Source organism: Thiohalocapsa sp., assembly GCF_022340605.1.
GTDB lineage: Bacteria > Pseudomonadota > Gammaproteobacteria > Chromatiales > Chromatiaceae > Thiohalocapsa.
This window is the reverse complement of sequence record NZ_JAJDNQ010000022.1, coordinates 1-12786: the sequence shown is the minus strand read 5'-3', so window position 1 is coordinate 12786 and position 12786 is coordinate 1. Positions and strand designations below refer to the sequence as shown.

The 12786-nt window shown below is 66.8% G+C and carries 15 protein-coding genes and 1 pseudogene; 11 read left to right on the top strand and 5 right to left on the bottom strand.

From position 1 onward, the window contains the following. Position 1 precedes the first annotated feature (1 nt). The 5 genes from LJE69_RS02160 (at position 2) to LJE69_RS02140 (ending at position 3242) form a co-directional block, all read left to right on the top strand. Positions 2 to 460 (top strand): YchJ family metal-binding protein, encoded by a 459-nt coding sequence (locus tag LJE69_RS02160; RefSeq protein WP_296921001.1) that lies wholly within the window; start codon positions 2 to 4, stop codon positions 458 to 460. Positions 461 to 509: 49 nt separating this feature from the next. Next, positions 510 to 1343 carry an alpha/beta hydrolase gene (locus LJE69_RS02155; protein WP_296920998.1) on the top strand — a complete coding sequence of 278 codons (834 nt, stop codon included), beginning with the start codon at positions 510 to 512 and terminating at the stop codon, positions 1341 to 1343. Next, positions 1340 to 2410: an alpha/beta fold hydrolase gene (locus LJE69_RS02150; protein ID WP_296920995.1), complete on the top strand. Its 1071-nt coding sequence runs from the start codon at positions 1340 to 1342 to the stop codon at positions 2408 to 2410. The genes LJE69_RS02155 and LJE69_RS02150 overlap by 4 nt, the downstream gene beginning before the upstream one ends. A 163-nt stretch (positions 2411 to 2573) precedes the next feature. Further along, positions 2574 to 2909 (top strand): DUF4342 domain-containing protein, encoded by a 336-nt coding sequence (locus LJE69_RS02145; RefSeq protein WP_296920992.1) that lies wholly within the window; start codon positions 2574 to 2576, stop codon positions 2907 to 2909. Between the two features lie 120 nt (positions 2910 to 3029). Beyond that, positions 3030 to 3242: a hypothetical protein gene (locus LJE69_RS02140; protein ID WP_296920989.1), complete on the top strand. Its 213-nt coding sequence runs from the start codon at positions 3030 to 3032 to the stop codon at positions 3240 to 3242. 84 nt (positions 3243 to 3326) lie between these two features. Here the strand turns inward: LJE69_RS02140 and LJE69_RS02135 are convergent, their stop codons facing one another. Together LJE69_RS02135 and LJE69_RS02130 are read right to left on the bottom strand one after the other, a co-directional pair. Then, a complete protein-coding gene (locus LJE69_RS02135; RefSeq protein ID WP_296920985.1) occupies positions 3327 to 3812 on the bottom strand; it encodes a cyclic nucleotide-binding domain-containing protein in 486 nt (161 codons plus the stop codon). A gap of 154 nt (positions 3813 to 3966) precedes the next feature. Continuing rightward, complete coding sequence (locus LJE69_RS02130) at positions 3967 to 4665, bottom strand: pirin family protein (RefSeq protein WP_296920982.1); 699 nt, start codon at positions 4663 to 4665, stop codon at positions 3967 to 3969. Between the two features lie 263 nt (positions 4666 to 4928). Here LJE69_RS02130 and LJE69_RS02125 point away from each other — a divergent pair, with 263 nt between their 5' ends. Then, the gene (locus tag LJE69_RS02125) at positions 4929 to 6467 is read left to right on the top strand and encodes a YdiU family protein (protein ID WP_296920979.1); all 1539 of its coding nucleotides are present in this window, start codon (positions 4929 to 4931) and stop codon (positions 6465 to 6467) included. Between the two features lie 203 nt (positions 6468 to 6670). Here LJE69_RS02125 and LJE69_RS02120 read toward each other — a convergent pair. Further along, positions 6671 to 7213 (bottom strand): annotated as a pseudogene (locus LJE69_RS02120) (hypothetical protein); the annotation flags it as partial. 116 nt (positions 7214 to 7329) lie between these two features. On the opposite strand from LJE69_RS02120, the gene LJE69_RS20930 reads away from it, so the two are divergent. Genes LJE69_RS20930 through LJE69_RS20925 form a run of 3 tightly spaced genes read left to right on the top strand, consistent with a single transcriptional unit; the run spans position 7330 to position 8219 of the window. After that, positions 7330 to 7461 carry a hypothetical protein gene (locus LJE69_RS20930; protein ID WP_367114614.1) on the top strand — a complete coding sequence of 44 codons (132 nt, stop codon included), beginning with the start codon at positions 7330 to 7332 and terminating at the stop codon, positions 7459 to 7461. After that, positions 7416 to 8024 (top strand): hypothetical protein, encoded by a 609-nt coding sequence (locus LJE69_RS02115; RefSeq protein ID WP_367114613.1) that lies wholly within the window; start codon positions 7416 to 7418, stop codon positions 8022 to 8024. The genes LJE69_RS20930 and LJE69_RS02115 overlap by 46 nt, the downstream gene beginning before the upstream one ends. A gap of 51 nt (positions 8025 to 8075) precedes the next feature. Beyond that, positions 8076 to 8219: a hypothetical protein gene (locus tag LJE69_RS20925; protein WP_367114612.1), complete on the top strand. Its 144-nt coding sequence runs from the start codon at positions 8076 to 8078 to the stop codon at positions 8217 to 8219. Between the two features lie 435 nt (positions 8220 to 8654). Here the strand turns inward: LJE69_RS20925 and LJE69_RS02110 are convergent, their stop codons facing one another. Both LJE69_RS02110 and LJE69_RS02105 read right to left on the bottom strand, forming a co-directional pair. Next, positions 8655 to 9374 (bottom strand): hypothetical protein, encoded by a 720-nt coding sequence (locus tag LJE69_RS02110; RefSeq protein WP_296920975.1) that lies wholly within the window; start codon positions 9372 to 9374, stop codon positions 8655 to 8657. Between the two features lie 256 nt (positions 9375 to 9630). Further along, entirely contained in the window at positions 9631 to 10596 is a 966-nt protein-coding gene (locus tag LJE69_RS02105) for an AraC family transcriptional regulator (RefSeq protein WP_296920972.1), read from the bottom strand. Positions 10597 to 10928: 332 nt separating this feature from the next. Here LJE69_RS02105 and LJE69_RS02100 point away from each other — a divergent pair, with 332 nt between their 5' ends. Together LJE69_RS02100 and LJE69_RS02095 are read left to right on the top strand one after the other, a co-directional pair. After that, the gene (locus LJE69_RS02100) at positions 10929 to 11741 is read left to right on the top strand and encodes a hypothetical protein (protein WP_296920969.1); all 813 of its coding nucleotides are present in this window, start codon (positions 10929 to 10931) and stop codon (positions 11739 to 11741) included. Positions 11742 to 12038: 297 nt separating this feature from the next. After that, positions 12039 to 12786 (top strand): DUF1254 domain-containing protein (locus tag LJE69_RS02095; protein ID WP_296920966.1); only part of this gene is annotated, 748 nt, incomplete at its 3' end.

Here is a 12786-nt window from a genome sequence, read left to right as displayed (position 1 = left end):
CGTGCTGAAGCCCACTCCCAGCGACCCCTGCCCCTGCGGCAGCAACCGGCCCTTCGGCGCCTGCTGCGGCCCCATCCTTGCCGGCAGCCCGCCCGCCACCGCGGAGGCGCTGATGCGCTCGCGCTACACGGCCTACGTGCTGCTGGATGCAGGCTACCTGACGCGGACTCAGTGCCCGGCGTCCGCGCCGCTGCCAAACGTGGCCGCGGAGTCGGATGCCGACACCGGGCTCGACCCCGACCTGCACTGGCTGGACCTGCGCATCCTGCGTACCGAGCGCGGTGGCCCCGGCGACCGCGACGGCACCGTCGAGTTCATCGCCCGCTACAAGCGCCACGGCCGCGCCGGACGGCTGCACGAGGCGAGCCGCTTCATCCGCGTCGGTGACGGCTGGTGCTACCTCGACGGCGAGCAGCGCAGCGAGACGCCCAAGGCAACCAGACAGCGACGGCGGCGCTGATGGCAGCTTACGGCCGGACGATGGCCGGCCCCGCGGTGGGTCAGAGCGGATGAAGGAGGCGACCCTGGCCATGCTGCTCGGCGGCGTTCTCACGCTCCTGCTCGCGGGCATCCTTGTCTGGCTGCTGCAGCCGAAGCTCCTGTTCCGCCCCTACCACGAAATCGTGGGCACACCCTCGCAGTGGGGGCTCGCCTTCAACGACGTCTGGCTCACCACCAGCGACGGCGTGCGCCTGCACGGCTGGTACCTCCCCGCCTCGCGGCGCCGGCACAGCCCGCACACGTTGCTCTTCCTGCATGGCAACGCCGGGAACATCTCGCACCGTTCGGCGTCCATTGGAATCTTCAGCGCGCTCAAGGTCGATCAGCTCATCATCGACTACCGCGGCTATGGCCAGAGCGACGGCACGCCCGGCGAGACCGGCCTGTATCGGGACGCCGACGCCGCCTGGCGCTGGCTCACCGGGGTACGCGGCATCGCGCCGGCGGACGTCGTCGTCTTCGGCCGCTCCCTGGGGGGTGCCGTCGCCACCGAGCTCGCGGCGCGCGTACAGCCGGGGGCACTGATCGTGGAATCCAGCTTCACCGATATCGAATCCATGGCGCGGCTGCACCACCCGTGGCTGGCCCGGCTCATGCCGCTGCGCTATCGGTTTCCATCCGCCGAGCACCTGGCGCGGGTGCACTGCCCGGTGCTGGTGCTGCACAGCCCGGACGACGGCGTCGTGCCCTTCGCGCACGGGCGGGCGCTCTACGCTGCGGCCCCCGGGCCAAAGCGCTTCATGGCGCTGGCGGGGGGGCACAACGAGGGCTTTCTGGACAGCCAGCCGCACTATCAGCAAGCCCTCGCGGACTTTCTCGACTGGCGGGCGGCAGCACCATGAGCGACATCGACACCCAGCGGGCACCATGCATCACCGCACGCCGGAGCTGGACGTCGCTCGCCCTCGGGCTCGGCGTCGTGGCCGGTACGCTGGTCGTTCCGCTGCTGGCCGGCTGTGCCACGCCACGGCCGGTGCCCAGTGCGGCGCCGGTGCTGGAACCCGAGCTGGCCGCGGAGTACGCGCGCATGCCGGACGGCTTTCGGCTGCCGCTGCGGACCTGGGGGCCACGGGGGTCCGACACCCTGGTGCTTGGCCTGCATGGCTTCAACGATTACGGCAAGGCCTTCGCCCCGCTGGCGGAGCGCCTCGCCGCGGACGGTGTTCGCGTGTACGCGGTGGACCAGCGGGGCTTCGGCGCCGGGTTGCTCGCCGGACGCTGGCACGGCAGCGAGCAATTGGCCACGGACCTGCGCGACCTCGCCGCGGTGCTGCATCAACGCCACCCGGGTTCCCGGTTGTTCGTCATCGGCGAGAGCATGGGCGCCGCCGTGGTGCTGGCGGCACTCGCAGAGGGGCCGCTGCCGGTGGATGGCGTCGTGCTCATCGCCCCGGCCGTCTGGAACCGGGGCAGCATGCCCTGGTACCAGCGCGCGGCGCTGGACACCCTGGCACGCGTCGCACCGCGGACGCTGCTCACCGGCCAGGGCGTCCCCATCCATCCCACCGACAACATGCCCATGCTGCGGGCCATGGGCGCCGACCCGCTGGTGCTCAAAGGCGCCCACGTGGATACGCTCTGGGGCGTCACCAACCTCATGGACCGCGCCGCCGACGGCGTGCGACAACTACGCGGACCGCCGACCCTGGTGCTCTACGGCGAGCGCGACTACATCATCCCGCGCAGCGCCTACTGCCGCATGGTGCAAGACCTGCCGCAAGATGCACCGCAACTGCGTCTGGTGCTGTACCGGCACGGCTGGCACATGCTGCCACGGGACCGCCAAGGCGCTTTGGTGCGCAATGACATCGCCGACTGGATTCGCGACCCGGCCGAGCCGCTGCCATCGGGCGAGGAAGTGACGCCGGACGGCGCCCGACTGACGCGCTTCTGTCACCCGGGTGGCTGATACCGGGGTCGCTGATACCGGGACGGCTGAGACTGGGGCCGTCGATGCGGCGCACCAGGCATCCGCAAATCAGCACCGTCGACATAGTCGCCGCGACGGTACCCCGTCGGGTATAGTGGTGCGTTTCCCGCAAGCTGGGGGCAGCACCCCGCGGTGCAGTACCATGAACAAAGGCAAGCGCACCATCACCGAGCGTGTCTCCGTCGCCGGCAACGAGCTGGTGGACTTCGTCAAGAAGCTGATCGCCGACGGCAACGTGCGCCGGCTCATCATCCGCCGACCGAGCGGTGAGGCGCTGATCGAGATCCCGCTCACGGCCGGCGTGGCCGTCGGCGGCGCGCTGACCCTGTTGGCGCCCGTGATCGCGGCCGTCGGCGCCATCGCCGCGCTGCTGGCCAAGTTCCATGTGGACGTCGAGCGCATCGACGGCCCACCCCGCTACCTCGACGAAGGCGAAGACCGCCGCTGGGATCGACTCGACGACGACACGCGCCGCTAACGCCCGCGGTCACGCAAAACCCGCCACCGGGTCGCCGACACCCGTTACCTGCGGTGGCCGGTTTGCAGCCGGACCCCCGTGCATCAACAGCAACCCTGAACCGAACGAGACCGACAACCGATGGAGCAAGTGAAGAAGACCGACACCCACCGCATCTACAAGAAGCGCTCCGGGCGCCATGCGGTGCAGGACATGAAGACCAAGAAGTGGGTCAACGGCGACGACAAGGCGGCCATTCTGCTGGCCGAGGGCCTGATCGAGGCGCCCAAGACCAAGGCGCCGGAGCCGGAAGCCACTGAAGCCTCTGCCGGCGACGCTGAAGCCGAGGGCTAGAGAGGCGCCGACCTGTTCGGCGTTTCCCACCGGGCAGGATGCCCGGCGGTGCCCAGTGCCGCCAAGGCACTGAGCTGCGAAGCACTAGAACACCGCGTGCGTGCGGTAGACGTACTTGGTCAGCTCCACGTACTGGGCGTTCATGCGCCGCAGGATGTCCTGGCTCACGTGCACGATGTTCTGCATCACCCGGTACACCAGCCACGGGTCCTGTTCCACCAGCCCCTCGAAGGCCTCGCGCTCGACGCTGCACACCTGGGTTCGGCCCAGGGAGCGCAGGGTGGCGGTATGCGGCCGCCCGCTGATGAAGCCCATCTCGCCCGCCAGGTCGCCGGTGCGCAGCACGTGGATGGTGGTGTACTCGCCCTTGCCCATGTCGCGGGTCACCGCGATGCCGCCCTCGGCCAGAATGTGCAAGCTGTTGTCGATCTTGCCCTCGTCGATGAGCACCTCGCCGTCCTCCAGGCGGCGGCAGTAGGCGATGCCGGCCAGGGCGCGCACTTGGTCGTCGGTCAACCCCGTGGTCAGCGGCGAGCTGCGAAGATACGGAAAGTCGGTCTCGGCGTTCATCGGCAGTTCATCTGAGTGGCGAAGCGAAACCAGGACACTACAACCATTCCCCTGCCCCGTGCAATGGAGTTGGCTCAAGGCCCCAGCACGCCCAGCGCCGACGGAAACGCCCACCACCGGTCCACGCTGCCGGCCGGTCGGAGGCCGACGAGCGTCAAGGCAGATCGAACAACAGCACCTCGCCCGCATCCACGCCCGCGATGGTCACCTGCTCACCGGCCGCGAGCCGCGCCCCGTCGCCGGCGCCGAGCGCGCTGCCGTTGACACGTGCCCGACCACGGGCCACATGCATGTAGCCCCGCCGATCCGGCGCAAGCTGATACTCCACGGCCGTCTCATCGTCCGGCAGCGTCGCAAACAGCAGCGCGTCCTGGTGGGTGGCGATGGAGCCATCGCGCCCATCCGGCGACACCAACAGCGCAAGCCGGTTGCGCTTGGCCTCGGCCGGAAAGGTCTGCTGCGCATAGCGCGGCTCGACGCCCTTCGCGTTGGGCAGCAGCCAGATCTGGAGCAAATGCACCGGCGCGGTCCGCGACGCGTTGAACTCGCTGTGGCGCACGCCGGTGCCGGCGGCCATGTACTGCACCTCGCCGGCGCGGATCACCGAGCCGTTGCCCATGCTGTCCTTGTGCTCGAGGGCGCCGTCGAGCACGTAGGTGACGATCTCCATGTCCTCGTGTCCGTGGGTCGGAAAGCCGCCGCCGGGCGCGATGCGATCGTCATTGATGACGCGCAGATTCGAGACGCCCATGTGTGCCGGGTCGTAATAGCTGGAGAACGAGAACGTGTGCCAGGTGTCGAGCCAGCCGTGGTGAGCATGGCCACGATCCTCGGCATGGCGGATGGTGAGCATGCGAGCCTCCGTCAAGTGTTGTTGCGGACGGCCCATAACCTGGTGCCGAAGTCGGCTTTACACCAGTCGCGCAGCTCCCGCTGAGCCGCGTAGTTCGGGCTGAACGACGGCGAAGCCGGACACGGACGCCCCCCGCACGCAGCAGGCCTGCGCCCACCAGTTGCGCAGCCCCAGCGCCGCCCGTACCTTCTCGCTCATAACCGAGTAATTTGGTCGGCAACCAGGCCGAACCGCCACCCGCGACCATCGCCACAGGACACGCCATGCCCGCCACGAAGCCCGCGGCCTCCCCCACCACCGACTCCATCCCGCCCTTCGAGCACAGCTACGCCGCGCTGCCCGAGCACTTCTACGCCCCCATCGATCCGGCGCCAGTGCGCAAGCCGCTGCTGCTGCGACTGAACCAGGCGCTGGTGGAAGAGCTCGGGCTGGACGCGGACTGGCTCGCGGGACCGGACGGCGTCGCAATGCTCGCTGGCAACCGCCTGCCCGCGACCGCCCGGCCCATCGCCATGGCCTACGCCGGGCACCAGTTCGGGCAATTCGTGCCGAGTCTGGGCGACGGCCGCGCCATCTTGCTCGGCGAGGTCATCGACCGCGCCGGCCGCCGCCGGGACGTGCAGCTCAAGGGTGCCGGGCGCACGCCCTTCTCGCGCTCCGGCGACGGCCGCGCCGTGCTCGGCCCCGTGCTGCGGGAATACATCCTCGGCGAGGCCATGCAGGGCTTGGGCATCCCCACCACCCGCGCGCTGGCCATCGTCGCCACCGGCGAGCCCGTGTTCCGTGAGCGCCCTGAGCCCGGCGCCATCCTCACCCGCGTCGCCGCGAGCCACATCCGCGTCGGCACCTTCGAGTACTTCGCCCGCCGCGGCGACATCGAAGCCGTCCGCACCCTGGCGGACCACCTGATCCGGCGCCACTATCAGACGCTGCGTGAGCCGGACCTCGCCGGCGGCGAACCCTATGCCCACCTGCTCGCCGCCATCGCTACCCGCCAGGGCGAGCTCATCGCCCGCTGGCTCCTCGTGGGCTTCATCCACGGCGTCATGAACACCGACAACATGGCCCTCTCCGGTGAGACCATCGACTACGGCCCCTGCGCCTTCATGGACGAATACGACCCCAACCAGGTCTATAGCTCCATCGACCACTTCGGCCGCTACGCCTACGGCCAGCAGCCGAGCATTGGGCTGTGGAATCTCACCCAGCTCGCCAACTGCCTATTGCCGCTGCTGGACGACGACATCGAAGAAGCGAAAACGAAGGCCCACAGCGCGCTGGACGCCTACGGCAAGGCCTTTGCCCCCGCCTATTATGGCGGCCTGCGCGCCAAGATCGGCCTCATCGACCAACCCGGCTCAGACCAATCCGCAGATGACGACCTGGTGCAGGACCTCCTCGGGCGCATGGCCGCCCACCGCGCCGACTTCACCAACACCTTCCGACTCCTGAGCGACGTCACCCTCGAAGACCCGACCGACCTGGAGCCCGTCCGTCACGGCTTCACCGACCCCACGGCCTTCGATGCATGGGCCAAGCAATGGCGCAACCGCCTCGCGCAACAGCACGAGACCGACACCGAGCGCCAAACCCGCATGCGCGCCCTCAATCCCGCCTTCATCCCCCGCAACCACCGCGTGCAGGAAGTCATCGACGCCGCCACCGAACGCGGCGACCTGGAGCCGTTGGAACAGTTGCTCGCAGTCGTGTCGCGGCCGTACGACGAGCACCCGAGTCTTGCAGCGTATCGAAACCCGCCCGAGCCGCACGAGGTCGTGCAGCAGACGTTCTGCGGAACCTGACGACCCCGCTAAGAAAACTGGGGAATTGAGGGACAGACCCTGTGGTGTCCCCAAAACACCTATCGCCTCAACAAGAGCTTACATGCGTGTCGACGCCCTGACGCCGCGCGCCCGGCATCGAGCCGGGCACGCCGCGAGCCGGCTGAAAGCCGGCGCTCCCAGCGGGCCGCGCAGGTGGGGTGATTGCAGGACCTGCGCCATCGCCGTGGGTACGCCGGCTGGCCGCCGCGCAGACCCACCGCCAGGCCGCGGATCTGATCGGGCTGGGTGAGGAAGGTGCCGGCCTGCACCAGCGCCTCGGTGTTGTCGGCCACCACGCCGATGTCGTCGCGGATGCTGTTGCCGGTCTGCAAGCTGCGGCGCAGGTCGCCAAGGTCGATGCCGTGCGCGGCCAGCGCCTGCGGGTCGAGCACCACGCGCACCACCTGCTCGAACGCGCCGACGGTGTAGATGTGCTTGACGCCCTTGATCTCGGAAGGCACCTGCTCGGCCGGGCCGGCAATCAGGTACTCCACCTCGCTCGCCGACGCACCCGGAAACGGGATGAACACTTCAGCGAAGATGACGTTGATCTGCGGCTCTTCCTCGCGCGGCGTCACCATTATCGCGAACAGTCCGAGCAGCAGGCCCACTAGGGCCAAGAGCGGGGTGATCTCGGTGGCCTGGAAACGGGCGGCGATGCGGCCGGACAGGCCGAGGCGGCGACCGCCGGAGTCCGCGCAAGCGTAGCAGCAAGAACCAGGCACAGGTATTCTGCCGCTCCAGGACAGGCTGCTTCGCAGTAGGTACCTTGGAGACGCAAACGGCGGTGCTGGCCCCAATAGCGACTCGGTGGAAGCGGTCCCACGACAACCAGGCTTTGATGAGCCACGACCAGAACTTCAAGAACCTGATTGTCGACCAGCCGCACCAAGCGGTGCGGTTCTTCGCCGCCGACGAAGCGCCAATGTGGACCACCGTGTCCGCATCATTCCGATCCGCGAAGAGCGACTGAAGGAACGGCTCGGCGACCGGTTTCGAGAACTGGACGTGCCGCTGCTGGTGGAGCGGCCCAACCACCGCCGCGAAGCCGTGCTGTTTGTACTGGAGGAGGAAACAGACAAGTCCAAGTTCTCAATCCACCGCCTGGCTCACTACTGTTTGGACCTCTCGGAGCTGTTCAAGACGGAGCAGGTCGTATCCGTCACCATCTTGCTCCCCCAAGGCCAGCGACCCGAGGAACTGATCCTAGGCTGCGACCGGCACCGCTACCTGGCGTTCCGCTACCTCTCCTGCGCCCTACCCGACTTGCCCTGGCAGGACTGGCGCGACAGCGACAACATCGTCGCCCGCCTCAACCCGCCCAACATGCACTACGCTCCGAGCGGGCGCGTCCTTGTCTACGCGCCGGCGCTGCGCGGCCTGATGCAGTTAGTGCCTGCCCCGGAAAAACGGCTGATATATGTCGACTTCGTCGATATCTACGCCAACCTGACCGACGCAGAACGCGAACAATACGCACGCGAGTATCCCGAGGAGACCAAGACTATGCAGTCGTTTTCCGCCCGTATGCGCTAAGAAGGCGAGCGGATCGGCGAACAGCGCGGCATCCAGCTCGGCGAGGCGAACATGCTCTCGTTCCAGCTTGAGCAGAAATTCGGCACCATTCCGGACCCTGTGCGCCACCGCATCCAGAATGCCGATTCCAACACCCTGCTGCGCTGGTCCGGGCGGGTCCTCACCGAAGACAGCATAGAAGACGTGCTCCGGTAATCGCCACCGCCCGCGGAGCCGCCGTTGCCAGTTCCGACCCTAACCATCGCCTGCCAAGCGCGCGGACGACCGCGGTAGACGGCTGCGCTACGTCTGCCTCTTCACCGGCCTCACCTGCGCCGACTACCGCTACCTGTTCGCCGAAATCCAAGACCGCGGCGAGCCGTATCTCCTCGCCTAAGAATATCGGTCCGACCATAAACCTTGCTTAATGCCAGCCCGCCACTACCGCAGCACCTTGCCGGTGTTGTCCCTGACGCTGATTAACAAACCACCGGCCGGATTGGCCGGGGTTCTGCCACCGGTGATTCGATCGGGCGGTAGCGCAGTTCGGTGCGGAAACGGTGAACCTAAAAAGAGCAGTTAAACCCCTCGGCCGGCGAATTTCGCGAGCCGATGCTGTGCACAGGATGTGAGCGAGCGGACGCTGCTGGCTCAGGCGGGCGCCGGCAGCGGGTCGGGCGGCTGGAGCTGGCGGCCGTGGGGGTACCTGCGCATCGCCCGCTTGAGGATGCGGTACCAGCGCTGGGTCGGGGTCAACTGCTCCGCAGTCAGCCGCAGGCCATGGAGGAAGGCCGCGAGGTTACGACAGGCGCGCTCGACCCATCCGGCCTCGGCATGGTGGTGGCTGATGACGAGGCGGCGCTGGCGGGCGTGGTCAATGCAGCGCGCCGGGGCATTGAGCAGCAGCGGCCGGGAGGTGATCGACTCGCTGTGCTTGTCGGGCTCGGCCCGATCCCGAAACGGGCGCGCGAAGATGCTCCACCAGTCGTAGACCAACGCGGTCATGCGCGCCATGATCCGACAGCACTTGAGGTCGGTGGTGGTGAACCCGCCCCAGCCCCAATGGTTCTTGAGCTCGTCGAAGTTGTTCTCGCAGTCGGCGCGGTCGCGGTAGAGTGCGGCGATGGTGAGGATCTCGGCGTCGAGCGAGGTGACGAGCACGCCGTACTCGTACAGGCGCACGTCGTCCTGGACCTCGGTGAAGCTCAGGCGCGGCTGGCCGGACTCGCCACGGTCCTCGATGGCGAGGTCGCGGGCCAGGCGCCGGCGCAGCACGACGACGCGGCGCGCGCGGCTCCAGCCCGACAGGCGCAGGCTGGCCTCCGCGCCCCGCCAGCCCTGGCCGGCATCGGTCCATTCGGCGTCGCGCAACAAGCGCTCAACGAGTTGCTTGGTGCGCTTTCAGGAACTCGGTGAAGAACGGGAGCTGACCCAACGGCCTGACCGCCGCCGAGGGGCCCCATTCGACATGCACGCGGCCACCAAATGTGTCCACGGCCACCGGCCCCTCGGCCGGCACCAGCGCTCGGCAGCTTGAGCCCAACGACGTCTCCGTCGGGCTGCGTCGCAAGCAGGTCCGTGTCCACGATTAAGACTCGGCGCTCGCTCTCCCACCTGCTCTCCATCGTCAACTACAGACCAGACCGCCGCGATATTCGCGAGGTGTCATGCCCGTCAGCCGCTTGAACGCTCTGGAAAAATGCGGCGCGTTCCCGTAGCCGGCGGCAAACGCAATGTCGGCGATGTTCAGGTCGGAATCAGCCATCAGGTCGGACGCGATCGAGAAACGCGCATCTTGGACGATGTCGGAATAGGTCGAGCCGCTTTTTGCTAGCCGACGCTGCAAGGTGCGTTCGCTCATACCGACGATCTCGGCCACTAGAGACAGGTGCGGATGACCCTGCGCGAGATAGGGCCGGATGAGCGCACGCAGGGCGCTCACGAAGTCCCAGGCATCGCCCAGGCCGGATGGCGTTTGCGGAGGCATCAGCGGATCGTTGACGGTATCGGAGGTTGACCGCCGGTCGATGCAGGGCCGCGCGAGATCTGCCGCCGCGACGAGTACCGAACCGCACGGCTGGCCGGTCCGGATGCGGGTGTTGCCGTAGGCCTCCAGAGTGGCGTCCGAGGGCCGCCCCCGCGAGATGAAGGTGATCTCGGACGGGCGCCAATCAGATCCAGCGGCACTGCGCACGATATCGATGATCCCCGCGATCACCTTCCACTCGGCGAATCCTACAAAAGGACTGTTCTGAAAGCCCAGTACTTCGCAAATCACGCGTCTATCGGCGCCTTCACGGCGGATGTCGATCCTTACGGCGCTGTTTTCCCGGTGCACATGGTTGGACAGGGCCTCGATGCGGGAAAGTCCGGTGGGAGCCCGGATCACCGCGCGGTGTAAATCGGGATGCAGCGTACTGAGCGAAGCCGCGCGGCCCGCGAGGAAGCCGATCTCCATGATCCCTACCTCGCGTCTCGAGCGCCAAACCCAGTCGAGGGCGCGACGCAAACTGACGTAAGCATCGGGTGTTTGTTCAATAAAAACAGGGAGCCGCGAGCACTCCAACGCTCGCTGCACCGGCACGCCAGCCACTCGGAGGACACCGATATAGTCGATCAGATGCTGGGCCCGGACGACGGGAATAATCAGGTGTCTGTCTCCGTGATGGGCTCGGACGGGGGGCTCCAGCGGATTGGCGTGACATGGTCAGACCGAGGTGATAGAGCCTGGCATCATTCCGTCGATATATGGCGACCACAGCTGCGATTCCAACGAGTCCTTGGACGCTGCGGCCAACATCCCAGAAGAAACTGACCCTGAGGAAACCTACGATGACCATCGCGAACTCCTTTCAGAACCGACGTACGACCATGCGTCATAGACAACGGAAATAGGTCATGTCGATACCTGTCCCGGTCCATCGTATGCTCGCCGCGCTGGCGGTCCTCGGCCTATCGGCGTCTCCCGCCATCGCACCCGCGGCTGATAAGGCCGATCCCTACGAAGGTGGCTGGCACTTCTCGCTGACGCCCTATATCTGGCTGCCCAACATCAACGGCACGATCGACGGGCACCTGCTGGGGTCCGACCGCGGCGATTTCAGCGCCGGTACCGAGATCGGCCCGAACGACTATCTGCAAAACCTCAAGTTCGGCGCCATGGCCACCGGCGAGGTACGCAGGGGCGATTGGTCGGTATTCACCGATATCATCTACATCGATTTCGGCGATCAGCGCTCGCACGTGCGTAACATCAACGGCCTCGATGGGCGCCCGCTGAGCAGCATCGACCGCAGCGCCTCGACCAGCCTCTCGGCAACCGTCTGGACGCTGGCGGGTGCCCGTACGCTGGTGCAAAACCCCAAAGTCAACCTCGATCTGTTGGCTGGGTTTCGCTACGCGGGAATCGACTCCGAACTCAACTTGGACATCATTGGATCCGACGGCGTTGTCGACACCCGCTCGCGAAGCTCCCGCAACCTGACCGAGTGGGACGGCATCCTCGGGATCAAGGGCCAGGTCCGGCTCGGTGAAGGCCGCTGGTTCATGCCCTACTACCTGGATGTCGGTACCGGATCATCGAACCGGACCTGGCAGGCGCTGCTCGGCGTGGGATACGCCTTCGACTGGGGCGAGGTTAACCTCGCCATCCGCAACCTCTCCTACGACTTTAAAAACAAGAATGATGCCGATCTACGCATGACCGGCCCGACCCTGGGGGCGAGCTTCCGCTGGTAAGTGCACGACTTCGCCCCCGATCCCAACGCGTTCCCGAAGAGGCCATGCTCCGGGTGCATGGCCTCCCCGCCTTAGACTCGAGACTGCCTCAGTCTCACCCCGAGATGGCTAACCTAACGAGACCCTGGTCGAATGAATCAAAGAACATTTTTCCCATCCCACAGGGCTACTCCGAGTCTGCGGTCAAGCGGCTCCGCCCTCGCGCTGGCCCTCTCGTTGGTCACTTTTGGCGCTCTGGCCGCAGACCAGGGTTCCCGTCAACATGCCCCGACACCAAAGGAGGCCAGGGCGATCGCCATGGATGCCTACATCTATGGCTACTCGCTGATCACCACCGATGTCACCCGGGTGCAGATGAGCAACGTGCCAAAGGTGGAGGGTTTGCACGCGCCCGCGGGGCAATTCATCAACGTCCCGCGTTATCCACCGGCGGACTATCGCGGCGTCTCGGCACCGAATGCCGACACGCTCTATTCGCTGGCATGGCTCGATCTCGGCAAGGAACCGATGGTCTTCTCGCATCCCGACATGGGCAAGCGCTACTTCCTGTTCCCGATGTATAGCCTGTGGATGCCGGTGATCGAATCGGCGGGCAGCCGCACCACCGGCGAGCAGGCGCAGACCTTCCTGATCAGCGGACCGGGCTGGAGCGGCGAGGTACCCGCGGGGATGACCCATGTCAAGGCCCCGACGCGCTACGTGGTCATCCTCGGCCGCACCTACGCGGACGGGACCGAGGCCGATTACAAGGCGGTCAACGCGCTGCAGGCGCAGTACGATCTCAGACCCCTATCCGCGGTAGGCAGGGCGAACTATGTCTACGAGGCACCACCGATGGACCCGAACCCGGGCTTCTCGATGACCGACAAGCCGCAGCAGGTGATCCTCGACATGGGCACCAAAAGCTACTTCGACAGGATGACGCGGCTCATGTGCGAGGATGCGCCGCCAGCCCCGGAAGACGCGCCGATGCTGGCAAAGATGGGCAAGATCGGCATCGAGCCCTGCAAGCCCTTCGACATGGACGCGCTCGGCGCGCCGGTGC

Coding starts and splice junctions, on each gene's coding strand:
- LJE69_RS02130 (WP_296920982.1), bottom strand. CDS start 4,665: ATGCTCACCATCCGCCATGCCGAGGATCGTGGCCATGCTCACCACGGC.
- LJE69_RS20925 (WP_367114612.1), top strand. CDS start 8,076: ATGCTCTCGTTCCAGCTTGAGCAGAAATTCGGCACCATTCCGGACCCT.
- LJE69_RS02155 (WP_296920998.1), top strand. CDS start 510: ATGAAGGAGGCGACCCTGGCCATGCTGCTCGGCGGCGTTCTCACGCTC.
- LJE69_RS02140 (WP_296920989.1), top strand. CDS start 3,030: ATGGAGCAAGTGAAGAAGACCGACACCCACCGCATCTACAAGAAGCGC.
- LJE69_RS02125 (WP_296920979.1), top strand. CDS start 4,929: ATGCCCGCCACGAAGCCCGCGGCCTCCCCCACCACCGACTCCATCCCG.
- LJE69_RS02145 (WP_296920992.1), top strand. CDS start 2,574: ATGAACAAAGGCAAGCGCACCATCACCGAGCGTGTCTCCGTCGCCGGC.
- LJE69_RS02100 (WP_296920969.1), top strand. CDS start 10,929: ATGCTCGCCGCGCTGGCGGTCCTCGGCCTATCGGCGTCTCCCGCCATC.
- LJE69_RS02135 (WP_296920985.1), bottom strand. CDS start 3,812: ATGAACGCCGAGACCGACTTTCCGTATCTTCGCAGCTCGCCGCTGACC.
- LJE69_RS20930 (WP_367114614.1), top strand. CDS start 7,330: ATGAGCCACGACCAGAACTTCAAGAACCTGATTGTCGACCAGCCGCAC.
- LJE69_RS02150 (WP_296920995.1), top strand. CDS start 1,340: ATGAGCGACATCGACACCCAGCGGGCACCATGCATCACCGCACGCCGG.